The organism is Paraburkholderia sp. CNPSo 3274 (genome assembly GCF_024206475.1).
GTDB lineage: Bacteria > Pseudomonadota > Gammaproteobacteria > Burkholderiales > Burkholderiaceae > Paraburkholderia.
The window spans coordinates 1-22,809 of the sequence record NZ_JAMBPR010000098.1; the positions used below are offsets into that span (position 1 = coordinate 1).

The window sequence follows — 22,809 nt, forward strand, 5'->3', positions numbered from 1 at the left end:
GATCTGGTGGACTTCCGATTCCAGTGACGCGTTCGACGAGGAGATCCCTGACGACCTTGAGACTTCCGATCGCTACCTCGCGATACCGCACAGGAACGAGCTTGATCTCGGAAGCCGTCTCGCCTTGCGCTTTGTCGCACAGACGTTGCCTGCATGTTACGACCAGGTCGAAGGATTTTTCCGGAGGCGAGGGGCTTATGCGCGTTTCAAGGAATTGCTGGAACGTGAAGGCGTTCTCGAGCGCTGGTACTCGTTTGAAACCGATGCTGTCGAAAGCGCGCTGAGGCAATGGTGTGCCGAAAACGGGCTTGAGCTTGTTGAGACGTGAAGGCGCTGTGGGTTTTCGCCACGCCAGATGTGCTGAATCCGCGTCCGGCGCGGGGCCGCTCGATCGGCCGTGTGCCATGCGAAAATCAGCGGCCCCATATCGCCGGGAGCGATCGCACATGAGGTCTGGTATCGCGTGAAGAGAAGGCTGATTCCAACGGACGAGCAGCAGGCGGTGATCGAGGCGGCGCTGCGCCTCGGGGACCTGAAGGTCAAGGCCGTTGCCGGCGCGGGCAAGACCTCCACACTCCAGCTTGTGGCCGAACACTTCGGCCAGCGGCGCGGCATGTACCTCGCGTTCAACCGGGAAATCGCGGCAAGTGCAGCCCGGCGCTTTCCTGCGCACGTCGACTCGCGGACGATGCATTCGCTGGCGTGGGCCTCCATGAGCGCATCGCTCAGAAGCCGGGTGAGCCTTCAGGGCGAGCCGCCACACGAACTGGCGGCACGCTACGGGCTTGGCCCGCTTGAAGTGCGGACGGTGACGGGCAAGGCCGTCGAGATCGCGCCGTTCGAGATCGGGCGGATGATTGCCGATGGGCGGGACAGGTTCTGCCGGTCCGCGGACATACGGCCGGCAGCGCACCATATTTTGTCGTCGATGAAAAGATCGACGAAGCGGTCGCCGCGCAACTGCGCGCCTACCTGCTGCCTTACGTCGGACGCCTGTGGGAAGAGGGCGCGGCAGCGCGCGCCACGAGCGCCATTTCGCCTGACGTGCTCCTGAAGCGCTGGGCGCTCTCGGAGCCACGCATCGCAGCCGATTTCATCCTGTTCGACGAGGCGCAGGACAGCGATGGTGTCATGCTTTCGGTCCTTGGCCGGCAGCGCCACGCGAAGCTTTTCCATGACTTCTCCTGTGATTTAAGTGAACAATGCCAATTAATTATGACCGTCAACGACCTTGATCAGGCAATGACGAACGCATTGTCAACCACGCGACGGATTTGCTCGGCGCGCGGTTGCTCAGGAATCCGTATCGATGGATGCACCATTGCGTTGATCCGCAACCACAACAACGCCGCACGCCCCGGACCATCCAGGGCCAACTGATGACGCCTGTAGAGGAAAGCGTGGCTCATCTGCGCAAAGCGCCCCTTGATGAAGCTGCCGCGGAAAAAGCCGAAACGCCCAGCGTGGCGAAGGCGTTGCAATCGCTGAGCGACACGCGGGCCCCGAGGTCCTGAACGCGAAATGGTGGCATCGGCCGATCCTCTCGCAGCCAGGACGGCAGATGCCTGACGCGATGAATGGCTTGCTGATTCGCGACCTGAGCGGTCGATGGCAAGGGCCTCTCAGCACCTTCCGGAAGCAGACTGCTGCAATCACCTACCGCGAATATTCGATCATCGCCTCTGGCTTGCAGATTGGGAGCAACGACGACCTGCCGCGCTCGATCGAGCTCAAGGCCACTGGCGTCGAAGATCTCAGAAGCGCGGATACCGGCGGCCCACACCTTCACGTCCGCGTCCACGGGCGTGCCCTCCTGATCAAAAGGATGTCCGTTTTCGCGGGTCAATCTCAGAGACCCCTGCAGCCAACGGTGCTGACCATTTGAGCCCTGCTGGATCTGACTCGACGCTGATCGCGTAGAACCCTGCGTGCATCTTCGGCAGAGGGAACCGTTTTCTGAGTAATGGCTTTCGCCGATACGATTTCTAAACGACCCCGACACAAGCGCATCTGGCTAACGGGCTGGAGGAACCGCAGCCGGCAGTATTTCCGATACGGTGCAAAAGGACACGCATGCATATGCTCGGTGTCAAACAAGCGACTTGATGTCCTGGGAACTCAGTCATCAAGTCAAGCGGCGCACATCGCCGGTCGTGTTGCTGCTGGGGGAAATACATACCATAAGCCGTCATCGTGTCGGAAGAAAAATATCGCCAACGATCGACCAGGCTTGGTGGACTCAACACAGACACAGCGTCCTTCGCGATATACCTTGTCGCTGAACTGGAAGCGCTTGATGCGAATCGGTGAGGTGTCGGAGGGGGCAAGCCACTTGTCGATCAACCTGCGCAAACAATACCCATCGTAGTTCATCGTACTCTCCATGACCCGTCACCGCGACTCGACCACCTTGTGAGTCCGCACCTTGGCGCATGCGGTACCGCCAAGGCGCGGGTGCTCCGATTGCCCTCGGGTAACCTGACTTCCGGACGGGCGTCGGGCATCACTTATTGGTCGTCTGACTGATTTATACAGTCATACGACGGATATATCAAGGCCGTCATCGCCAGGAAAATCACCTATTTCCCCGACAAATGGATGTTATATATGTGGGGTCGGAACTTTATATGCTCGATTGACTGGTAATTATCCGTCCAGTGACATATTCTTCATGAGAAGGTGGTTGCTCGCTATGGTGGCTAGGGCGAGGACCGATGAACTGACTGCGATCGCTCGGCCGAGGGAACGGTGATATTTGAGCGGTTGGACTGTCCGACGCGCACACCGGCGGCTGCCGGCAAGAGGTCAAAGATGAGGGAACTGGTGATTGAACTGACAGAGGCTAAAGAGTTAGCCGACGAGCCAAAGCGCCGCGGCAACAGAACGACACGAATCCCCGAAATCGTGGAGGCCGCGATCAATGTGCTTGCGCAGTACGGTAACGCTGGCTTCGCTTTGCGCCGCGTGGCGAGCGATGTTGGGATCCACCTGGCGACCTTGCAGCACTACTTCCCGACCAGAGAAGACCTTTTGCGAGCGGCGATGGAGGCGGTGGCAACACGATATCTGACGCTCTATGAAAGTGTGGTCGACGACGATGATCTATCGCCGGAGGCTCGGCTAGATGCCATCGCAGATATCGCCTTTGACGAGTTGGTCAAGCGTGGTACACACATTGCACCATTTTGCCTGGAAGGCTGGAGCATGGCCGAGCGCGAAGAATTTGCCCGAGAATTGGTGGCAAGTTTCAACCGTCGATTCCAGGAGACGTTCGCCCGATTGCTGGCCAGGATCAATCGATCGCTTACACCCCGGGAGTGCGCGTTACGCGGTCGTCTGCTGTACTCCCATTTGGCCGGTTTGATCGTTTTAGTCCGGCCGGCACATGGCGCAACGTCAGACGATGAAGCACTTCGCGCTGCGACGAAGGCTGTCTGGAGGGCGCTCAGTTGCGCTCCACAGTAGCGCGGCACGAGAAGGTAATACAACGTAAATGACCCACTCATGATGGGGGAGACACATGTACGCACCTATTCAACAGTTGTCGTCCGATCCACAAGGCTTCGAGCGTCTGACATCGCAGCGGCTGTGCGAGGCGTTTCACGGCGACCGGTTGGAACTCGAGGCTTCCCAGAATCGTTTTGAGCCGGTCGGAAAGATTACGAGTCGCCGATTGAGTCGCATTGAAATGCTGCGTTCCGAGGCGGCGGCCTCCAGTCGTCCGTTTGGAATCCGTCGAGATTCGAAAAGCAGCAGAGGAGGGCAGGACGAATTATTTCTAGTTGTCGTTCTGGCAAGTCAACTGTCATGTGAAATCGGGAATAGCTACTACGCTCTGGCCGAAGGCGACATTGCGCTCATCGGCTCGGAGCACCCTACCCGGATGGAGTTCTCAGCAGGCTTTGATGGGCTATGGGTACGTCTTCCGAAAATCGAATCACACATTAGACGCGTGATCTTTCAGGATGCGGTAGACAGAAAATTTGATAGCCGGCACGGGATCATGCATGTCCTGTTGAGAACGCTGCTGACCACATACGAGTCGGCGAACTCGATTGCAGGGGACAGCGTCCCGTGGCTGGAGAGCAGTTTGCTGGATCTCATCGCGGCGGCGGTAAGCGCCAATTCGACCGTTGCGAGAGAGGGGCTTGCAACGACGTATAGTCGCGCGACTCTGCAGCGGATCAAATCTTACATCGTCGCCAGGTTGCACGACGACACCCTTACCTCATCTTCCATCGCAAGCGCCATGGGCATAAGCGTTCGTCGCCTGAATGAACTCTTCGCTCAATGTCAGACGACGGTAACAGAGTGGATCATCGCGGAGCGACTCGAGCGATGCAGAAATCGATTGCTTCATAGAAGCCAGGTAAGGGAAACAATTTGCCAGGTTGCGTACGAAGAAGGATTCAAAAACATTAGCCACTTCAATCGGGCCTTCAAGAATCGATTTGGCGAAAGCCCAGGCCAACTGAGAGACCGCATCCGCTGCGAAAGCCTTCCGTCAGTCGACGCCGAAAGGGGCGTCCAGATGGAAGTCATGTGAGCATCTGTGTGCCCGTGCCCGCGCTGACGCGCCACGTTCCACTGCGCGAACGCGCTATCAACTAAAGTCCCTCGGTCTCTGCGGTATGACGCTCGTCATGCCGTCACAACGGGCATCCCTCCCAACGTTTCCACTCTGCGGCCGGCAGCATCATCCATCGATGCTGTCCCGCGAAGCATCGCCATGTGATCCGCGGATGTCGCTGCCCGACAAGCAAAGCTTTTCCGCGCTGTGAGCAAAGGTGGACCGCCCGCGAACGCCTATCGTTCCAGTAACGGAAATGCGCGCGACGCTCACACCAACGGCCGCATACCGCAATAAGAGCCGATGCTTCGCCATGGGCAACTATCTAGGAGACGCAAGTGCCTGATACCACCATTCAAGGCTATCCTGCCTCTGCGCTGTTCGACGAAGAGGCGGGGACGATCAGTCCACTGGTCTACTCCGACCAGGGTATCTACGAGCAGGAACTGGACCGCATCTTCGGGCGGTCGTGGCTGTTCATCGCTCACGAGAAACATATTCCCAAGACCGGGGACTTCCTCTCCACGTACATGGCGGAGGATCCCGTCGTTGCAGTTCGGCAAAAGGACGGGTCGGTCGCCGTCATGCTCAATCAGTGCCGTCATCGCGGCATGAAGATTTGCCGTGCGGACCAGGGCAACGCGAAGGCATTCACATGCAGTTACCACGGTTGGGCCTATGGGATTGACGGCGCTCTCGTGAACGTCCCGTCAGAGGAGCACTACGGGCCGTGTTTCAACAAAGAAGAATGGCCTGCAAGGCGCGTCCCTCGAGTTGAAAGCTACAAGGGCCTGATCTTCGCCAACTGGGACGAGCATGCACAATCGCTGAAAGAATCGCTCGGCGAAGCCGCGCTGTATCTGGACGCACTGCTCGATCGGTCGCCTGCCGGTACGGAGCCGATCGGCGGGATCTACAAGTGGGTCATCCCCTGCAACTGGAAGCTTGCCGCTGAGCAATTCGCCAGCGATATGCACCACGGGATCATGTCGCATGTGTCTGTGCAAGTTGCGACAACACCGGAGTATGCGGGCAAGGAGCTGCCGCTGCCAGGGCGTCAACTGTTATCGGACCAGGGACATGGCACGGGCTTTTTCCTGGCCCCGGGCCTTCATGAAGACTGGATTGTGTCGCAGGCTGGCCAGCGCGAGCCGGGATACGATTCGATGGCCCTTGCTCAGCGGCACGCCGCTCACAATGCTGGCGTGAGCGCGATTACTGCGCAACACATGACCGTGTTTCCCACGTTCTCGTTTTTCGCGGGCGTGAACAGCTGCCGCGTCTGGCATCCGCGCGGCCCTGGCGAAATCGAGGTCTGGGCATTCTGTTTGGTCGACTCCGACGCTTCACCTGCCGAGAAGGAGCAACTCCGGCAAGCCACGTTGCGTACCTTCTCGCCCGCAGGAACATGGGAACAGGACGACGGCGAGAACTGGGTCGAGATCCAGCGCGTGCTGCGCGGACATCAGGCACGCCGTACCACCATGAGCATTCAGATGGGTAAGGATCTGAATCCTGCTGCGGATCCCGCGTTCCCCGGCACTGTCGAGGGCTGTTACAGCGAGGAGGCCGCACGGCGACTCTATAGCCACTGGCTCAAGCTGATGTGCATTCCGACGCAAAACGATACGTGCGCCAAGGAGGCCGGCCATGGTTGCTAACGAAATTGCCGCGACGCGCGCGAACGCCGTTTCGGCAGCAGAGCACTTTGCGATCGAACAGTTCCTCTTTCTCGAAGCCGAGCTTCTCGACGGCAGGAACATCGCGGAGTGGATCGAGCTGATGGCCGACGACCTCCGTTACGTGATGCCGATCCGCCGCAACGTGGGGCCGCGCGAGCGAAAAGTGGAATGGACCAGTCCTGATGAACTCGCGTATTTCGACGAAAGCAAGGAGAACCTCAAGCTTCGTCTGCGCAAACTCCAATCGGGCGCCGCATGGGCCGAGGAGCCGCCGTCTCACACGCGGCATCTGATCACGAACGTACGCGCAAGCGCTGCTGGGCAGGGCGAATACTTCGTCCGCTCGAACTTCCTCGCATATCGCAGCAGGTCGGAACGACAAACCGACTACCTGATCGGGGAACGCCATGATCGCCTGCGCTGCGTCGAGACGGACGCGGGATTTCAGATCGTCAGTCGGCGCATTTTGCTCGATCAGACGACGTTTCTCGCGAACAACCTCAGTTTCTTCCTTTGAGGGTTAGCGTAATGTCGTTTACCGATGTTTGCTCAGTATTGGACGTCCCGAGCGACGCCGGGCTGAGGATCGACGCTGGACCCGAGGCGGTCGCTGTGTTCAAGATCGACGGCAATTTCTATGCGATCGAGGACAAGTGTCCGCACGGCGACTGGTCCTTGTCAGACGGCTATCTGGATGGCGGCCTGATCGAATGCAGCCTGCATATGGCGAAGTTCTGCGTGAAGACCGGGAAGGTCTGTGCGCCGCCGGCGATACGCGACGTCAAAGTGTTTCCGATCAAGGTAGTGGGTGACCGGGTACTGATCGATCTTGAACCTGAGGCCGGCATATGAAACAGCCGCTTGCGATTGTCGGTTCGGGCCTCGCCGGTGTACGCGCGGCGCAGACGCTTCGTGCCAATGGGTATAGCGACAGAATCATCCTGGTCGGCGAGGAGGCCCAGCACCCGTACGAGCGACCTGCGTTATCCAAGGAAGCACTGTGCGGGGGCGCTCCGCCGGTGCTGTGCTCGACGGAAGACTTGAATACGTTGGAGCTCGACTGGCGTCGAGGGGCGCGCGCGGTGTCGATTGACGCAGGCGTACTCGCGCTTGACGACGGCACGTCGGTCGCGACCGACGGCATTTTGCTGGCGACCGGCGCCCGGGCTCGCAAGGTCGACTTGCCCGGCGTGTCGTTGCCAGGCGTCTATACGCTACGTGCGCTGGATGATGCGTTCGCGCTTCGAGATGCGCTAGCGGCGCAGAGCGAGATCGTCGTCATCGGTGGTGGCCTGATTGGGTGCGAGGTCGCGAGCACCGCGCGCAAGGCAGGGCATGCGGTAACTGTCGTCGAGTCTGGCGAGGAACTGATGGAGCGTGCGCTCGGGCGAATGATGGGCCATTGGGCGCGGTTTCAACTCGAGCAACTCGGTGTGGTCATTCATCGATCCGCGACGGTCGCTTCGATCGAAGGCCATACACGGGCGCGCGGCGTGAGATTGTCGAACGGCGCGTACTTGCCGGCTGACGTCGTTGTCTTGAGTGTGGGAGCTCAACCATGCGACGAACTCGCCCAAACCGCAGGTGCGGAGTGTATGCGCGGCGTGGTCGTCGATGCCGCGGGCCGCAGCACCGTTCCCGGAATCTTCGCTGCCGGTGATGTTGCCTCGTGGCCGCTCGTAGAAGGTGGGCGCCGCTCTCTCGAGAGTTTTCTCAACAGCCAGGCGCAGGCGGCCGTCGCAGCATGCGCAATGATCGGGCGCGTGAACGAGCAGCCTCAGATCGCGTTCTCGTGGACCGAAATTGCAGGACGAAAGATTCAACTTGCTGGCGAGCTCACGGGTCCGGGAGGGATGGTTATACGGGGCGATGAGACGGGCGCGTCCTTTTCCGTATTCCGCGTATCGAGAGGACGGGTGGAAGGCGTTGCGACAGTTGACGCCCCGCGTGAGTACGCGATGGCCAAAAGGCTCGTCGAGTCGCAAATTGCTGTGCCGACCGAACTGCTAGCCGATCCCTCTACCGAGCTTCGCAGCTTGCTTAGCTACAAGGTGAACTAAATGAAAAAACTGGAAAGCCAAGTCGTGCTGGTGACAGGAGGCGCGTCTGGCTTGGGCCGCGCCATCGTCGAGCGGTTCGTTTCGGAGGGCGCGCGGGTGGGCGTGCTTGACCGCTCGGCTGATCGGATCGCCGAAATCCGCGCTGCACTCGGTGATGCTGTGATGGGTTTTCAGGGCGATGTTACGTCGTATGAGGACAACCTTCGCGCAGTGAATGGATTGGTCGCTCAGTTCGGCCGCCTGGATTGCGCGATCGGGAACGCCGGGATTTGGGATTTCAAGACCGCACTGGTCGATCTCTCCGAAGACAAACTCTCTTCGGCGTTCGACGAATTGTTCGCCGTGAACGTGAAGGGCTATCTTCTTCTCGCCAAGGCCGCTTTAAAAGCGCTGGCCGAAAGTCGCGGGAGTCTGATCTTTACGGCATCGAACGCGTCGTTTCAGTCGGACGGTGGCGGCGTCCTCTACACGGCCAGCAAGCACGCAATTCGCGGCATCGTTACGCAACTCGCTTTCGAATTGGCGCCGTTCGTCCGCGTCAACGCCGTTGCTCCGGGGGGAATGATTACGAACCTCAGCGGCGTGAAGTCGCTCGGACTCGCGGATGCCACGATTCCGGCGGAGCCCTTTGTCGAAATGGCGCGCCATGTGGTGCCGATCGGTCATCTGCCGACTCCGGCCGACTACACCGGCGCCTATGTTTTCTTTGCATCACGAGAAGACAACGTGCCGGCGACCGGAACGGTCCTGAGACACGACGGTGGGTTAGCCGTTCAAGGATTTATCGATAGCCGCGGCGGAGCCGGGTTGCTCGAAAAACTTTCAATCAATCAGGAGACGGTCGCATGAAGGTGCAATCGTTGGGTTATATCGGAATCGACGCTTCCGACTTATCTGCCTGGAAACGTTACGCGACCGAGTTCCTGGGCTTGATGCCTGGAGAAAATGGCGCGTCCGGTGATCGCTATCGTATCGATAACCGTCTTTGGCGGATTTCGGTTGAACAAGGTGAACGCGATGACATCGCCTATGCAGGGTTCGAACTGGATGGGCCGGAAGCCCTCGCGCAAATGGTCGGGCACCTGCAGGACCTGGGTTACAGCGTCGAAAGCGATTCCGGCGAGCTCGCGCGCAGCCGGCAGGTGCGCGGGCTAGCACGTTGCGCCGATCCGTCCGGCATGCAAGTGGAACTCTACTGGGGCGCGACCGAACGCGGCGAAGCGCCGTTCCGATCGGCTGTGGTCGACGGTTTCGAAACCGGCGACCAGGGGCTTGGGCATATCGTGCTGCTCGTTCCTGACGTCAAGGCAGCGCTCAAATTCTACTGCCAGGGATTGGGCTTCAAGCTGTCCGACATCATCACGATGCCGATCGGTCCTGACCGCACGCTCGAACTGCATTTCCTTCACTGCAACCCGCGGCATCACACGTTGGCATTCGCCGAAATGCCGGCTCCAAAGCGCCTCCAGCACTTCATGTTGCAGGTCCCGTCGATCGACGACGTCGGCTTCGCGCTCGATCGCGCAACGCAGCAGAGCGTGCCGGTCACGATGACGTTGGGTCGCCACACCAACGACCAGATGGTCTCCTTTTACGCGAGAACGCCGTCAGGGTTTGAAGTCGAATACGGCGCGGGAGCGGTGAGCGTCGACGAGTCGTGGACGGTGGTGAGTCACGATCGGATCAGCGTGTGGGGCCATCAACGTACCGGCCATTGAGATTGGGAGAAAAACATGAGTGAAGTGAATTTCCACAGCGCGTTTGTCGAATTCGAAGGCACCCGAATTCACTACCAGGAGGCGGGCGAAGGTCCGGCTCTGATCATGCTTCAGGGATCGGGACCGGGCGCGTCCGGTTGGTCGAACTATAGCCGCAATGCGCCGTTCTTCGCGCGCAGCCACCGTGTCATCGTGCCTGACCTCGCCGGGTGGGGCAAATCCGACATGAGGCCGGTTGGCGTATCGATTCCTGGCTGGTGGGCGAACTCGATTCTCGGTCTCATGGAATCTTTGTCCATTACGCAGGCTGACGTCATCGGCAATTCGCTCGGCGGAATGATTGCCCTAAAGATGGCCTTGACTGCTCCGGAACGTATCGGCCGCCTCGTGCTGATGGGGCCGGCCGGCGGCTTCCCGACGCTTGGCCAATGGCCCACGCCCGCGATCCGCACGTTGGCGACCGCCTATGAGGGCGATGGCATTACGGCGGAAAAGGTGAAGAGTTTCATCAGCGAGAGCTTGTTCGATCAGTCGGCGATCACCGATGAACTGGTCAAGGGCAGACTTGAAGCGGCAATGGATCCGCGCATCATTGCGCAGCCGCCGATGCGCCTGGAATCCGGACAACCAATTGAAGAACTCTGGCGAGACCCGGGCCTTGCGACGCTGCCGCACCAGACACTGATCATTTGGGGCAGAGAGGACCGCGTGGTTCCGCTCGATACCGGAATGATCTATGTCAAGCGTATTCCCAATGCGCAACTCAACACCTTCCCGAAGTGCGGCCACTGGGCGCAATGGGAATGGGCGGATCGGTTCAATCGAGTCGTTTCGTCCTTCCTCTCGGAAGAGCGTTGACACGCGCGGGAGAAGCGCAGGGCGGCCGACGAGAATACGACGCCGACGATCGTTGAATCATGACGTAACTGGGATCTTTCATGGCAATGACAGGCCGGATGATGAGCACGCCCCTGCTCATCTCTTCGATCATAAGGCGCGCGGCCCGATACAACGGCGGCGTCGAGATTGTTTCGCGCAGAAGTGATGGCGACATTCATCGCTATACCTATCGGGAGTGCGAGTTCCGCGCGCGTAAGCTGGCCCGGGCGTTGGAGGCGCTCGACGTGCGACAAGGAGATCGCATCGGCACACTGGCGTGGAATAGCTATCGCCATCTGGAGCTTTACTACGCCGTGCCAGGTGCGGGTGCGATCTGCCATACCATCAATCCACGATTGTTTCCTGAGCAAATCGTCCATATCGTCAACGATGCCGAAGACACGTACGTGTGTTTCGACGCTCAGTTCTTGCCGCTCGTCGAGGAAATCGGAGGACGGTGCCCAAGAGTCAAGGCATGGATCATGATGGCCGGTCGCGAGGAGATGCCCGCGACTAGCAACGTTTCCTTGCTCTGCTACGAAGAATTGATCGGTGCGCAGGACGGAAATTACGAATGGCCGATGTTGGACGAGAACCTCGCATCGGGCCTTTGCTATACGTCCGGTACGACCGGCAACCCGAAGGGCGTGCTGTACTCGCATCGTTCGACGGTTCTGCATACGTACGCTTCCGCCTTGCCCGACTCGCTGAGTTGTTCGGCGTCGGAGGTCATCATGCCCGTGGTTCCCATGTTCCACGTGAATGCATGGGGGCTGCCGTATTCAGCGGCGCTCGTCGGCGCGAAGTTGGTGCTTCCGGGGTCCAGGCTCGACGGCGCTTCTCTCTACGAGCTGCTCGAGCGGGAGAAGGTTACGTTCTCCGCCGGCGTGCCGACTGTGTGGCTGGATTTGCTCGAATACGTCCGGTCGAACAACCTCGCGTTCTCGACATTCCGTCGAACAGGTATCGGCGGGTCCGCCGTCTCCCGTTCGATGATTCGCGCCTTCAAAGGATTGGGTGTCGACGTGCTTCATGGCTGGGGCATGACGGAGACTTCGCCGTTGGGCACCAGCTGCACGCTGCGAGGTCAGCATGCCGCGCTTTCCGTATCCGAGCAAGAAAAGGTCCTCGAGAAGCAAGGTCCCGTGATTGCAGGCATAGAGATCAAGATCGACGATGGTGACGGTCACGAATTGCCCTGGGACGGCAAAGCGGCCGGCGACCTCTTCGTGCGTGGCCCGTGGGTGATCGATTCGTACTACGGCAACGACACGTCGCCACTGGTGGATGGCTGGTTTCCAACTGGCGATGTGGCGACGATCGATGCGGATGGCTACATGCAGATCACCGACCGCAGCAAGGACGTCGTCAAATCCGGAGGTGAATGGATCTCGTCGATAGACATCGAGAACATCGCGGCGGCTCACCCAGCGGTACATATGGCCGCGTGCATTGCCGTGCGCCATCCGAAATGGGGCGAGCGCCCATTACTGGTCGCGGTAAAAAAAGCCGGCGCGAATGTCAGTCGAGATGAATTGCTGCAGTTTTTTGAAGGAAAGGTTGCGAAGTGGTGGGTTCCGGACGATGTGGTTTTCGTCGATGCCATGCCCATGACCGCCACCGGGAAATTTCAAAAAGCCGCACTGCGAGAGCAGTTCAAGGAGTATCGATTGCCGACGGGCTGAATTTCGAAGCTTATCGATGAAACACATTACCTATTCCAAGGCTGCGGAACGAACGACAATCCGCGCCGAAGATTTTGGTTCATGACGGTTGGACGTATGGCTAATTCATCTATTCTTCAGCAAGCTGCGGATGTCTTACACGAAGCCCGCAGTATGCGTATCCCGGTTTCCAGGATTTCGGAAAGGTTCGGGATCGAGAGTCTGCACGACGCGTATCGGGTAGCGGCGATCAACACGAACCGTGCTATCGACGCTGGGAAACGAATTTGCGGGAAGAAAGTTGGACTGACATCGGTTGCGGTCCAGCGACAACTCGGGGTCGATCAGCCAGATTTCGGCGTCCTGTTCAGGGATATGGAGTTTGTCAGCGGCGCAGACATTCCGGTCAGTAGCCTGATTCAGCCCAAGGCCGAGGGCGAGGTGGCTTTCGTCATAGGGCGCGACCTGACCGAGGAACTGAGCTGGGGCCGATTCCTGCATGGCATCGAGTATGCATTGCCCGCGATCGAGGTTGTCGACAGCGCGATCGAAAACTGGAACATCACGCTCGTCGATACGGTGGCGGACAACGCCTCGTGCGGCCTTTATGTCCTCGGCACGGATCCGAAACGCATTTCCGATCTCGATCTCGCTACTTGCCAGATGCGCTTCCTGAAAACGGGCGAGCTTGTCTCGGAGGGTCATGGGGCCGCATGTCTGGGCCATCCGCTTCTTGCCGCCTGGTGGCTCGCCCAGACGATGCAACAACTCGGCGATCCGCTTCGCGCTGGCGATGTCGTGCTGTCGGGGGCGTTGGGGCCGATGTTCCCTATACGCGAAGGCGACACATTGCAGTTGGAAGTCGACGGGCTAGGCAAAGTTTCCTGTATCGCCGCGTAGGCGATCGATTTTAACGAGCGGGAGAATTCATGGCAGGCAAGTTGAAAGTCGCGATCATCGGTTCGGGCAACATCGGCACCGATCTGATGATCAAAATCATGCGACATGGTGATCATCTCGAGATGGGTGCGATGGTCGGCATCGATGCCGCTTCCGACGGTCTCGCGCGTGCTGCACGTATGGGCGTCGCGACGACGCACGAAGGCGTCGAGGGGCTTACGCGCCTGCCGGTGTTTGGGGACATCGATATCGTCTTTGACGCTACGAGCGCGGCAGCGCATGTGAAGAACGACGCGTTCTTACGGCAGCTCAAGCCCAACGTTCGCATGATCGACCTGACGCCGGCCGCGATCGGCCCGTACTGCGTGCCGGTCGTGAATCTCGACGCACACGTCAATACGCTAAACGTCAACATGGTGACTTGCGGCGGCCAAGCGACCATTCCGATGGTGGCAGCGGTGTCGCGCGTCGCAAAGGTGCATTACGGCGAGATCATCGCCTCCATTTCGAGCAAATCCGCTGGGCCCGGCACGCGCGCGAACATCGACGAGTTCACGGAGACGACGTCCAAAGCGATCGAGCAGGTTGGCGGCGCGGCAAAAGGGAAAGCCATCATCATCCTCAATCCGGCCGATCCACCCCTCATCATGCGTGACACGGTTTATTGTCTGTCCGATTCGGCCGACGAGGAGGCCGTGGAGCGGTCGATCGAGGACATGGTCGCCGCTGTCAATCGCTATGTGCCCGGCTATCGCCTCAAGCAACGGGTGCAATTCGATCGGATAGAAGCCCACGCACCCTTGAATATCCCTGGTGTGGGCGCGCGTATGACAGGGCTCAAAACCTCGGTGTTTCTCGAGGTCGAGGGCGCCGCGCATTATCTGCCGTCCTACGCCGGCAATCTCGACATCATGACCTCCGCGGCGAAGGCTTGTGCTGAGCGCATGGCCGCCGAGATGGTCGCCCATGCTACGACCTAGGGGAAACACGGCATGACACTCGGCAAAAAACTGTACATCTCCGACGTGACGCTGCGAGACGGTTCGCATGCGATTCGTCATCAATACAGCGTGCAACAGGCGGGGGCGATTGCGAAAGCGCTCGACGAAGCCAAAGTCGATTCGATCGAGGTGGCGCATGGAGACGGGCTGCAAGGATCGAGTTTCAATTACGGATTCGGCGCTCATACCGATCTCGAATGGATTGCCGCGGTGGCGGAAACGGTCAAGCACGCGAAGGTCGCGACATTGCTGCTTCCCGGCATCGGCACGATTCACGATTTGCGCAACGCCTATGATGCTGGCGCTCGTATTGTCCGCGTAGCCACCCATTGCACCGAGGCCGACATCTCCAAACAGCACATCGAGTACGCGCGAGAGCTCGGGATGGAGGCGGTGGGCTTCCTCATGATGAGCCACATGACCACCCCGCGCGACCTTGCACAGCAGGCGAAGCTCATGGAGAGCTACGGGGCGACGTGTTGTTACGTCGTCGATTCCGGCGGCGCATTGGGAATGAATGACGTACGCGAGCGGTTTCGCGCCTTCAAGGACGTGTTGAAGCCGGAGACCGAGACAGGCATTCACGCGCATCACAATTTGAGCCTGGGCGTCGCTAACAGCGTCGTCGCCGTCGAGGAAGGCTGCGACCGCATCGATGCGAGCCTTGCCGGCATGGGCGCCGGTGCGGGAAACGCGCCGCTCGAAGTGTTTATCGCCGCGGCCGAACGGCTCGGCTGGAACCACGGCTGTGATCTCTATAGCTTGATGGATGCTGCCGATGATCTGGTTCGTCCGCTACAGGACCGGCCCGTTCGTGTCGATCGCGAAACGCTGGCGCTGGGTTATGCGGGCGTCTATTCGAGCTTCCTTCGTCACTCCGAAAGTGCCGCCGAGAAATACGGACTGAGAACCGTCGATATCCTCGTTGAACTGGGCCGCCGCCGCATGGTTGGCGGGCAGGAAGACATGATCGTCGACGTTGCACTCGACCTTCTTAACACTCAGCACGCGTTGACAGGACGCGATGGTGGGTGACCGGTTCGCGAATCGAGCTAAGCAGTAGGTTATCAGGCTGAAACAAACAGATGGGCAATGTGCTTAGAAATTCGCATACCTAATTATATCGCCGGCTAATAGTGGCCATTGAGAGCCGCGTCGAAGTCTTTTTTTAAGACTGAGATAGCCGAAAAAACGATGGAGACAAGCTATGAGGAAACAGCTGAATTCAGTTGTATTGGCGTTTTCGATGTGTGGTCTGGCGAGCACCGCATTCTCGCAGGAGGCGGGGAGCGTTGTCGTGACGGGTGGTGCGGCGTGGATCGACATGACGCTATCTAGTGCGGAGGAAGTAAAAAGCAGCTCCCAGTTCGGCACTTTCACTTCTCCTGGAACAGGCGCGGAAATTCATAACACCTTCACGGGAGAGCTTCTCGTAACTTACTTCGCAACCGAGCATATTGCGATCGAAGGAGCAGTGGGGATTCCGCCGAAATTGAATTTTTACGCCCATGGCGTTGTCGCCCCGCTTGGGCCGCAGGGGCCGTCAATGCCGGTCGGCGATCTCAAGCCATTGGTATCGGCTCGGGTGTGGGCGCCCACATTGTTCGTGAAGTACTACTTTGGACAGAAGGACAGTGTGTGGCGGCCATTCCTGGGTGTCGGAGTTAACTACACGTGGTTCAGCTCTGTCCAGCTTCATCCGGCATTTAGTGGGGCGCTCGGACAGTTTGCCGGACCTGGCGGAAGGGCTGACGCATCGGCGAGTTCGTCGTGGAACCCCGCCTTTTCTGCGGGGGTGACCTATCGCCTCAACGACAGATGGTCAGTGTTGGGCTCGATTACCTACATTCCGCTAAAGACGACTGGAAGATTCAATGCAGTCAGCGCCAACGGAACCACCGTTTTGAGCAACACGTCGAGAATCACGGCCAATCCCATCATCGGCTTTGTTGGGGTTTCTTATAGATTTTGAGCAGCGGCTCGAGTCTGAATGGTATAGCGAAACAGGAGATTTCACCGTGGACGACGTAAAGGTCCAAGTTGATGGGCGGGTGCTGATCCTCACGACATCGAGGCCGGAAAAGAAGAATGCGTTGACTGGAGCGATGTACGGCGCGCTTGCGGATGCGCTCGAATCAGCTGCCGCTAATGGGCGCGTGAACGCCGTCCTCATTCAATCTGATGGCGACACCTTCTCGGCGGGAAGCGACCTGGGCGAATTCTCCGGCGAGGCAATCCGTGACGGCATCGGCAAGAGCCGCGGTGCGCGGTTTCTACGATGTCTGGCGGCAATGGAGGTTCCCGTCGTGGCCGCCGTACAAGGCAAAGCCATTGGTGTCGGAGCCACCATGCTGTTGCATTGCGACTACGTCATCCTTGCGAACGACGCGCAACTCAGCGCGCCGTTTGTCGACCTGGCGCTTGTTCCTGAAGCGGCGTCGGGCTACCTGCTTCCGTTCCAGGTCGGAAACATTCGTGCGTTCGAGATGATCGCGCTCGGCCGCCCTGTCGATGCGCAGACCGCCGTGGAATGGGGAATCGCCAATCGATCGGTGCCGGCTGATCAGCTTCGAGCCGAAGCGAAGGCGATTGCGGGGGTGATCGCTGCGAAGGCGCCGGGCGCGATCAGAGCGACGAAACGGTTGATGAGTGAGCGCAGGAGAGTCATCGATCAAATGAACGCGGAATTCGATGCGATCGACAAGCAATTGGCAGGGAACGAGTGCAGTGAAGCCTTGGCTGCATTCAAGGAAAAGCGTCGTCCCGATTTCTCGAAGCTTCAATAACGTGATGGATAAAAGCAACACTGATACACGGTCGCATGAGGCGGCCATTAGGCGAGCCCCTGATTTCGACGTGCGGCGATTGGAATCGTGGCTGGGCGGAAATTTGCGTGGTTTTAGCGGGCCACTCGAAGCATCGCAATTTTCGGGAGGTCAGTCGAATCCAACCTATTTGCTGACGACGCCATCCGCCCGCTATGTCCTGCGCCGCAAGCCGTCGGGCACGCTACTGCCGTCCGCTCACGCGATCGATCGAGAATATCGCCTGATACGTGCGTTGAACGGATCCGCGGTGCCGGTCGCGCATGCGCACTGCTATTGCGACGACGTATCGGTAATCGGCGCCGAGTTTTATGTCATGAGCTATGTGGAAGGCCGCGTGCTTTGGGAGCCCAGTCTTCCGGGCATGACGCCCAACGAACGCCGCCTGGTTTTCGATGAAATGAACCGTGTCATGGCGGCGCTTCATACGCTGGACGTGGACGCCATCGGACTCGGTGATTACGGCAAGGCTGGCAGTTACTTCGAGCGGCAAGTATCGCGCTGGACCAAACAATATCGCGCCTCCGAGACGCATCGCATCGATTCCATCGAGCGGCTGATCGAGTGGCTTCCTCTCCATTTGCCGTCCACGGAGACGACCAGGGTCGTTCACGGCGACTTCCGTATCGACAACCTGATTTTCGCGCACGATGCCCCGAGCGTGATGGCTGTCCTGGATTGGGAGTTGTCGACGCTCGGCGACCCGATGGCGGATTTCGCCTACCTGTGTCTCGCCTGGCACCAGCCGGCCGGCAGCCTGCGCGGGCTCTCAAACTTCAGCGACGTGGAGCTGACGGAACTGGGAATACCGCAGGAGCGGGAATTCGTCTCGCAGTATTGCCGCCGCGTCGGTATCGAAGAAATGGAAGCGCGCGACTGGAACTTCGCGTTCCAGTCGCGAACATGCTGCTTGCTGAGGGCCGCGGCTTCGAGATTGCGCAGGGACGTCTCGGGCCCGGACGTATCCATCATTGCATGCGGTTGATTGGCCTGGCGGAGCGAGCGTTGGAGATCATGTGTAAGCGCAGCTTGTCGCGATCGGCGTTTGGGCGGCCGATTGCCGAGCAGACGCTGACGCAGCAGCGCATCGCCGACGCTCGAATCGCCATCGAGCAGACACGCCTACTGGTGCTCGATGCCGCACACAAAATGGACACGATCGGCAACAAGGCGGCAGCCCGGGAAATTGCAATGATCAAAGTTGCGGCTCCCAGCATGGCATGCACGGCGATCGACTGGGCCATCCAGGCCTGCGGAGGTTACGGTATGCAGGATCGCTTTCTCGCGCAAGCCTATGCCGCTGCGAGATCGTTGCGCATCGCAGATGGCCCGGACGAAGTGCATCGAAATCAGATTGGGCGCATGGAGCTGGCTCGCTATCGTGATGCCCGCTGATTGATCCAGGCAGCAGCCCTGTACATCGCACATAGAAAGGAAGGAACATGACTGCACACTACAGCGCGCATGAAGATGTGGCGGTTATCACGCTCGATAATCCCCCCGTCAACGGCCTCGGCCATGCAACGCGTCTCGCTATCGTAGAGGCAATGGAGGCCGCAACGGATGACGTCCGGGTGCGAGCCATCGTCATCACGGGGGCGGGCAGCGGCTTTTCGGCCGGGGCGGATGTGCGCGAATTCGGCACGCCCAGCGCAACGCAACAGCCGAGCATACACACGGTTATCGCGGCGCTGGAATCCAGCGCCAAGCCGGTGATTGCCGCGAGTCACTCGTTAGCGATGGGCGGCGGCCTGGAATTGGCGATGGGTTGCCATTATCGACTCGTCACGCGCGGCGCTCAGATCGCGCTGCCCGAAGTGAAGCTCGGCGTACTCCCCGGAGCAGGTGGGACGCAGCGGCTCCCCAGAGCCATTGGCCTCGAAGCGGCGCTCAACATGATTGTGTCGGGCCGCGTCGTCTCTTCGGACGAACTATCGGGCAGCGGCCTGTTCGACGTAGTGGTAGAAGGCGATTTGCTGACGGGCGCCATGAAGTTTGCACGGCAAGCAGCGGAGCGTGACGAGTTACCGAAGCTGCGCGACCGCCGGATCGATCATGTCAGCCCGGACGCATTCCTGCAATTTGCTCACCACACGGTCGCAGCTGCGAGCCGCAATTTCCCCGCGCCGCTCAAATGCGTCGAAGCAGTGCGCGCTTGCGTGCAGCGATCGTTCGATGAGGGCATCGAGTTAGAGCGCAAGCTGTTCATGGAGCTGATGAACATGTCGGAATCGCGCGCGCTTAGGCACGCGTTTTTCGGAAAACGCGCAGCTGCGAAGATTCCTGACCTGCCGCCCGATACACCGGTGCGGACGGTAACGCAAGTGGCTGTCGTCGGCGCGGGCACGATGGGAACGGGCATTGCGATGAACTTTCTCAGTGCGGGCCTTCAGGTCACGATTCTTGAGACGCGGCAAGACGCGCTCGAGCGCGGTGTCGCGGCGATCCGCAAAAACTACGACGACAACGCCAGAAAGGGCAAGCTCACGCAGGAACAGGTCGAGCAGCGTATGTCCCTTCTGACACCGACGCTCTCCTATGACGACCTCCGGCACGCCGACCTCATTATTGAAGTGGTGTTCGAGGAAATGGGCGTGAAGGAAAGTGTGTTCCGGGCGCTGGATGCTGTCGCAAAGCATGAAGCCATCCTGGCATCGAACACCTCTACCCTGGACGTGGACAAGATCGCCGCGTTCACGAAGCGGCCTCACGACGTGGTCGGTATGCATTTCTTCAGTCCGGCCAACGTGATGGAACTTCTCGAGGTCGTACGAGGTGAGAAGACCGCAGACGACGTGCTGGCGACAGTCATGAGTCTCGCCAGGAAGATCGGCAAGACGGCAGTGGTATCCGGTGTTTGCGACGGCTTCATTGGTAACCGGATGATCAATCAGTACCTGCGCCAAGCCGGCTATCTGCTGGACGAGGGCGCGCTACCGGAACAGATCGATCGCGCAATCGAGAAGGTTGGCTTTGCGATGGGCCCGTTCCGCATGCTCGACCTGTCCGGCAACGACATCGTCTGGGCGATCCACAAGCGCCATGCGGTGGAAAGGCCGGATATCGTGTATTCGAAGACCACCAATCTGCTCTGTGAGATGGGGCGGTTCGGCCAAAAATCCGGTGCAGGCTGGTACGACTACAAGGCGGGCGATCGCAAGGCGTATCCGTCACCGGCTGTCAATGACATGATCGTCCAGCAATCCCGAGATATCGGTCTGGAGCGGCGTGTGATTTCGGACGACGAGATCGTCGAGCGTCTTGTCTATGCGCTCGTGAACGAAGGTGCCCGGATACTGGAAGAGGGCATCGCATCGAAAGCATCTGATATCGATGTCGTTTATCTCACGGGCTACGGCTTCCCGATGTTCCGCGGCGGTCCAATGTTCTATGCCGACACCATAGGCCTCTACAACGTGGCGCATGCGACGCGCCGCTACGGCAAGGGGTATCGCGGCGAAGCGTGGCAATCGGCCTCGTTGCTCGAGCAGCTGGCCGAAGTGGGCAAAAGTTTCAACGATTGATGTGGAGCACGAATATGACTGAAGCAGTGATTGTTTCCACCGCTCGGACGGCCCTCGCGAAGAGCTGGAAGGGCGCTTTCAACATGACGCACGGCGCTACGCTCGGCGGGCACGTCGTCAGGCACGCGATCGAGCGTGCACACATCGAGCCGGGTGAAGTGGAGGACGTTCTGATGGGCTGCGCCGTTCCGGAAGGCGCGACTGGCTGGAACATCGGGCGGCAGATCGCATTGCGTGCAGACTGCCCGGCGAGCGTGCCAGGTGCAACCATCAACCGCTTTTGCTCTTCTGGACTGCAGGCGATTGCGACGGCCGCGCAGCGTGTGATTGCCGGTGAAGGCGATATCTTCGTTGCGGGCGGTGTCGAATCCATTTCCTGCGTCCAGCAGGAAATGAACCGACACATGCTGAACGACGGTTGGCTTGAGAAGCACAAGCCCACCATCTACTGGAGCATGCTGCAAACCGCTGAAACCGTCGCGCGGCGTTACAACATTGGGAGAGATCGTCAGGACGAGTACGGCGTGCGAAGCCAGCAGCGGGCGGCGGCTGCCGTTGCCGCCGGAAGGTTTGCGGACGAAATCGTGCCGATCACCACAGTGATGGGCGTCGCCGATGCGAAGACCGGAGCACTCGGCACGCGCGACGTCACGGTGTCTGTCGATGAAGGCATCCGTGCCGATACAACGCTGGAAGGCCTTTCGAAAATTCGTCCTTCTTTGCCGGGTGGCGTGATTACGGCCGGTAATGCGAGCCAGTTCTCCGATGGTGCATCAGCTGCTGTCGTCATGGACGGCAAGCTGGCCTCCGCCCGCGGCCTGCAGCCACTCGGCGCATTCCGGGGTTTTGCCGTTGCCGGCTGTGAGCCGGATGAAATGGGTATCGGGCCGGTGTTCGCCGTACCCAAGCTGCTTGCGAAGGCCGGTTTAACGGTCGATGACATCGGCCTTTGGGAGTTGAACGAGGCATTCGCTGTCCAGGTGCTTTACTGCGCCGACAAACTCGGCATTCCGATGGAGCGCCTCAACGTCAATGGCGGCGCCATTGCATTGGGACATCCGTACGGTGTTTCCGGCGCTCGCCTCGTCGGGCATGCGCTGTTGGAGGGCAAGCGCCGTGGTGCTCGATTTGTCGTTGTTACGATGTGCGTCGCGGGTGGCCAAGGCGCAGCAGGGCTGTTCGAGGTATTTTGATGTCTGCGCAAGAAGCGTCGTAGAAACAGGAATAGTGCGGAGTAGACACAATGGGTACGCTCAAACAATTATTCGATCTTTCAGGCAAGACTGCGCTCATAACTGGCGGCTCACGCGGGCTCGGTCTTCAACTCGGCGAACTTGGCGCACGCATCGTTCTGTCTGCGCGCAAAACCGGCGAGCTGCAAGAGGCGCAGGCGCATCTGGCGTCGCTCGGCATTGAGGCCGACTTCATCGCAACCGCAGCCAACAAGGTGACGGTAACCGAATTCCGACTCATCACGAGCGTGACCTCGTTCATCACCAGGGACCGTTGACTGGCTTCGAATTTCGCGGATTGCGACGTCCTGTACAGCGAAGACATGCACCACGGTAAAGTCGTCTTCAATCGACTGAGCCTGATCAACCCGTTCTTTTGAGACCGTGTGAGACGTACTGCTCTCGGCGGCCCAGACGCAGCGGAGGGCCGCATTCAAAAGCTAGTCCGAGCCCGCCGCTTGAAGCGGCTATCATTTTACATAAGGTTATTTATCGCATTTTTTGATGTGGGGGCTACGTCCTAATGTCGTGTTCTGGCTATTTACAGATGTCGTGTTTTTGAGCGCTGGCAAGCTGGCAGACTGCTGCAACCGCTGCGGGGCCTGCCATGAAGCCGGACACGACGCTGGTGAGTTTGAGCATGCGCGAACTGGACAGACTGAAGGTTATACAGGCCGTCGTTGAGACGGGCCTCAAGCCCGGCCGTGCCGCCGAACGGCTGGGTCTGACAGTACGTCAGATCGAACGGCTGGTG

At 59.4% G+C, this 22,809-nt stretch carries 23 protein-coding genes and 3 pseudogenes; 24 read left to right on the forward strand and 2 right to left on the reverse strand.

All coding sequences use genetic code 11. The annotated features are described in order from the left end of the window. The 3 genes from M3I54_RS38815 to M3I54_RS38825 form a co-directional block, all read left to right on the forward strand. On the forward strand, positions 1-328 hold a 328-nt coding region (locus M3I54_RS38815), incomplete at its 5' end, for a hypothetical protein (RefSeq protein ID WP_254345289.1). Positions 329-397: 69 nt separating this feature from the next. Continuing rightward, a complete protein-coding gene (locus tag M3I54_RS38820; RefSeq protein ID WP_254345291.1) occupies positions 398-1,054 on the forward strand; it encodes a hypothetical protein in 657 nt (218 codons plus the stop codon). Then, the gene (locus tag M3I54_RS38825; protein WP_254345293.1) at positions 1,045-1,380 is read left to right on the forward strand and encodes a hypothetical protein; all 336 of its coding nucleotides are present in this window, start codon (positions 1,045-1,047) and stop codon (positions 1,378-1,380) included. The genes M3I54_RS38820 and M3I54_RS38825 overlap by 10 nt, the downstream gene beginning before the upstream one ends. A gap of 25 nt (positions 1,381-1,405) precedes the next feature. On the opposite strand, the gene M3I54_RS38830 is transcribed toward M3I54_RS38825, so the two are convergent. Both M3I54_RS38830 and M3I54_RS38835 read right to left on the reverse strand, forming a co-directional pair. Next, positions 1,406-2,002 (reverse strand): FAD-dependent oxidoreductase, encoded by a 597-nt coding sequence (locus M3I54_RS38830; RefSeq protein ID WP_309249676.1) that lies wholly within the window; start codon positions 2,000-2,002, stop codon positions 1,406-1,408. A 128-nt stretch (positions 2,003-2,130) separates the two neighbouring features. Beyond that, a complete protein-coding gene (locus tag M3I54_RS38835; RefSeq protein WP_254345295.1) occupies positions 2,131-2,373 on the reverse strand; it encodes a hypothetical protein in 243 nt (80 codons plus the stop codon). A gap of 438 nt (positions 2,374-2,811) precedes the next feature. On the opposite strand from M3I54_RS38835, the gene M3I54_RS38840 reads away from it, so the two are divergent. The 21 genes and pseudogenes from M3I54_RS38840 to M3I54_RS38940 form a co-directional block, all read left to right on the forward strand. Beyond that, positions 2,812-3,465: a TetR/AcrR family transcriptional regulator gene (locus tag M3I54_RS38840; protein WP_254345297.1), complete on the forward strand. Its 654-nt coding sequence runs from the start codon at positions 2,812-2,814 to the stop codon at positions 3,463-3,465. A 55-nt stretch (positions 3,466-3,520) separates the two neighbouring features. Beyond that, positions 3,521-4,546, forward strand: coding sequence for a helix-turn-helix domain-containing protein (locus M3I54_RS38845; RefSeq protein WP_254345298.1), 1,026 nt, complete (start codon positions 3,521-3,523; stop codon positions 4,544-4,546). Positions 4,547-4,908: 362 nt separating this feature from the next. Beyond that, positions 4,909-6,231, forward strand: a complete 1,323-nt coding sequence (locus M3I54_RS38850; protein ID WP_254345299.1) for an aromatic ring-hydroxylating dioxygenase subunit alpha — start codon at positions 4,909-4,911, stop codon at positions 6,229-6,231. Further along, positions 6,221-6,769: a 3-phenylpropionate/cinnamic acid dioxygenase subunit beta gene (locus M3I54_RS38855; RefSeq protein ID WP_254345300.1), complete on the forward strand. Its 549-nt coding sequence runs from the start codon at positions 6,221-6,223 to the stop codon at positions 6,767-6,769. The genes M3I54_RS38850 and M3I54_RS38855 overlap by 11 nt, the downstream gene beginning before the upstream one ends. A gap of 11 nt (positions 6,770-6,780) precedes the next feature. Next, a complete protein-coding gene (locus M3I54_RS38860) occupies positions 6,781-7,104 on the forward strand; it encodes a non-heme iron oxygenase ferredoxin subunit (protein ID WP_134132427.1) in 324 nt (107 codons plus the stop codon). Next, entirely contained in the window at positions 7,101-8,312 is a 1,212-nt protein-coding gene (locus tag M3I54_RS38865) for an NAD(P)/FAD-dependent oxidoreductase (protein ID WP_254345301.1), read from the forward strand. The genes M3I54_RS38860 and M3I54_RS38865 overlap by 4 nt, the downstream gene beginning before the upstream one ends. Beyond that, positions 8,313-9,161 (forward strand): 3-(cis-5,6-dihydroxycyclohexa-1,3-dien-1-yl)propanoate dehydrogenase, encoded by an 849-nt coding sequence (gene hcaB / locus M3I54_RS38870; RefSeq protein WP_254345302.1) that lies wholly within the window; start codon positions 8,313-8,315, stop codon positions 9,159-9,161. Continuing rightward, positions 9,158-10,030 (forward strand): biphenyl-2,3-diol 1,2-dioxygenase, encoded by an 873-nt coding sequence (gene bphC, locus M3I54_RS38875; protein ID WP_254345303.1) that lies wholly within the window; start codon positions 9,158-9,160, stop codon positions 10,028-10,030. The genes hcaB and bphC overlap by 4 nt, the downstream gene beginning before the upstream one ends. A gap of 15 nt (positions 10,031-10,045) precedes the next feature. Next, a complete protein-coding gene (locus tag M3I54_RS38880) occupies positions 10,046-10,888 on the forward strand; it encodes an alpha/beta fold hydrolase (RefSeq protein ID WP_254345305.1) in 843 nt (280 codons plus the stop codon). Positions 10,889-10,968: 80 nt separating this feature from the next. Then, the gene (locus M3I54_RS38885; RefSeq protein WP_254345307.1) at positions 10,969-12,594 is read left to right on the forward strand and encodes a 3-(methylthio)propionyl-CoA ligase; all 1,626 of its coding nucleotides are present in this window, start codon (positions 10,969-10,971) and stop codon (positions 12,592-12,594) included. Between the two features lie 153 nt (positions 12,595-12,747). Then, positions 12,748-13,473 carry a fumarylacetoacetate hydrolase family protein gene (locus tag M3I54_RS38890; RefSeq protein ID WP_309249677.1) on the forward strand — a complete coding sequence of 242 codons (726 nt, stop codon included), beginning with the start codon at positions 12,748-12,750 and terminating at the stop codon, positions 13,471-13,473. A gap of 29 nt (positions 13,474-13,502) precedes the next feature. Then, positions 13,503-14,453 carry an acetaldehyde dehydrogenase (acetylating) gene (locus tag M3I54_RS38895; protein ID WP_254345309.1) on the forward strand — a complete coding sequence of 317 codons (951 nt, stop codon included), beginning with the start codon at positions 13,503-13,505 and terminating at the stop codon, positions 14,451-14,453. Between the two features lie 12 nt (positions 14,454-14,465). Then, entirely contained in the window at positions 14,466-15,509 is a 1,044-nt protein-coding gene (gene dmpG, locus M3I54_RS38900) for a 4-hydroxy-2-oxovalerate aldolase (protein WP_254345312.1), read from the forward strand. A 172-nt stretch (positions 15,510-15,681) separates the two neighbouring features. Continuing rightward, a complete protein-coding gene (locus tag M3I54_RS38905) occupies positions 15,682-16,446 on the forward strand; it encodes an OmpW family protein (RefSeq protein WP_254345314.1) in 765 nt (254 codons plus the stop codon). Positions 16,447-16,492: 46 nt separating this feature from the next. Next, positions 16,493-17,260: an enoyl-CoA hydratase-related protein gene (locus M3I54_RS38910; protein WP_254345316.1), complete on the forward strand. Its 768-nt coding sequence runs from the start codon at positions 16,493-16,495 to the stop codon at positions 17,258-17,260. Next, the gene (locus M3I54_RS38915; RefSeq protein WP_254345318.1) at positions 17,202-18,284 is read left to right on the forward strand and encodes a phosphotransferase family protein; all 1,083 of its coding nucleotides are present in this window, start codon (positions 17,202-17,204) and stop codon (positions 18,282-18,284) included. The genes M3I54_RS38910 and M3I54_RS38915 overlap by 59 nt, the downstream gene beginning before the upstream one ends. Next, positions 18,182-18,694 (forward strand): annotated as a pseudogene (locus M3I54_RS38920) (acyl-CoA dehydrogenase family protein); the annotation flags it as partial. The gene M3I54_RS38915 and the pseudogene M3I54_RS38920, both read left to right, overlap by 103 nt. A gap of 47 nt (positions 18,695-18,741) precedes the next feature. Continuing rightward, on the forward strand, positions 18,742-20,823 hold the full coding sequence (locus M3I54_RS38925; protein WP_254345320.1) for a 3-hydroxyacyl-CoA dehydrogenase NAD-binding domain-containing protein: 2,082 nt from the start codon (positions 18,742-18,744) through the stop codon (positions 20,821-20,823). Between the two features lie 14 nt (positions 20,824-20,837). Continuing rightward, complete coding sequence (locus M3I54_RS38930) at positions 20,838-22,016, forward strand: acetyl-CoA C-acyltransferase (protein WP_254345322.1); 1,179 nt, start codon at positions 20,838-20,840, stop codon at positions 22,014-22,016. A 50-nt stretch (positions 22,017-22,066) separates the two neighbouring features. After that, positions 22,067-22,255: pseudogene (locus tag M3I54_RS38935) on the forward strand (gluconate 5-dehydrogenase); the annotation flags it as partial. 407 nt (positions 22,256-22,662) lie between these two features. Continuing rightward, positions 22,663-22,809: pseudogene (locus tag M3I54_RS38940) on the forward strand (helix-turn-helix domain-containing protein); the annotation flags it as partial.

Bases quoted from the DNA above. Each gene is read 5' to 3' on its own strand.
- M3I54_RS38880 (WP_254345305.1), top strand. From the start codon at position 10,046: ATGAGTGAAGTGAATTTCCACAGCGCGTTTGTCGAATTCGAAGGCACC.
- M3I54_RS38890 (WP_309249677.1), top strand. From the start codon at position 12,748: ATGCGTATCCCGGTTTCCAGGATTTCGGAAAGGTTCGGGATCGAGAGT.
- M3I54_RS38845 (WP_254345298.1), top strand. From the start codon at position 3,521: ATGTACGCACCTATTCAACAGTTGTCGTCCGATCCACAAGGCTTCGAG.
- M3I54_RS38930 (WP_254345322.1), top strand. From the start codon at position 20,838: ATGACTGAAGCAGTGATTGTTTCCACCGCTCGGACGGCCCTCGCGAAG.
- M3I54_RS38835 (WP_254345295.1), bottom strand. From the start codon at position 2,373: ATGAACTACGATGGGTATTGTTTGCGCAGGTTGATCGACAAGTGGCTT.
- M3I54_RS38885 (WP_254345307.1), top strand. From the start codon at position 10,969: ATGGCAATGACAGGCCGGATGATGAGCACGCCCCTGCTCATCTCTTCG.
- M3I54_RS38905 (WP_254345314.1), top strand. From the start codon at position 15,682: ATGAGGAAACAGCTGAATTCAGTTGTATTGGCGTTTTCGATGTGTGGT.
- M3I54_RS38855 (WP_254345300.1), top strand. From the start codon at position 6,221: ATGGTTGCTAACGAAATTGCCGCGACGCGCGCGAACGCCGTTTCGGCA.
- M3I54_RS38895 (WP_254345309.1), top strand. From the start codon at position 13,503: ATGGCAGGCAAGTTGAAAGTCGCGATCATCGGTTCGGGCAACATCGGC.
- M3I54_RS38865 (WP_254345301.1), top strand. From the start codon at position 7,101: ATGAAACAGCCGCTTGCGATTGTCGGTTCGGGCCTCGCCGGTGTACGC.
- dmpG (WP_254345312.1), top strand. From the start codon at position 14,466: ATGACACTCGGCAAAAAACTGTACATCTCCGACGTGACGCTGCGAGAC.
- M3I54_RS38840 (WP_254345297.1), top strand. From the start codon at position 2,812: ATGAGGGAACTGGTGATTGAACTGACAGAGGCTAAAGAGTTAGCCGAC.
- M3I54_RS38860 (WP_134132427.1), top strand. From the start codon at position 6,781: ATGTCGTTTACCGATGTTTGCTCAGTATTGGACGTCCCGAGCGACGCC.
- bphC (WP_254345303.1), top strand. From the start codon at position 9,158: ATGAAGGTGCAATCGTTGGGTTATATCGGAATCGACGCTTCCGACTTA.
- M3I54_RS38925 (WP_254345320.1), top strand. From the start codon at position 18,742: ATGACTGCACACTACAGCGCGCATGAAGATGTGGCGGTTATCACGCTC.
- hcaB (WP_254345302.1), top strand. From the start codon at position 8,313: ATGAAAAAACTGGAAAGCCAAGTCGTGCTGGTGACAGGAGGCGCGTCT.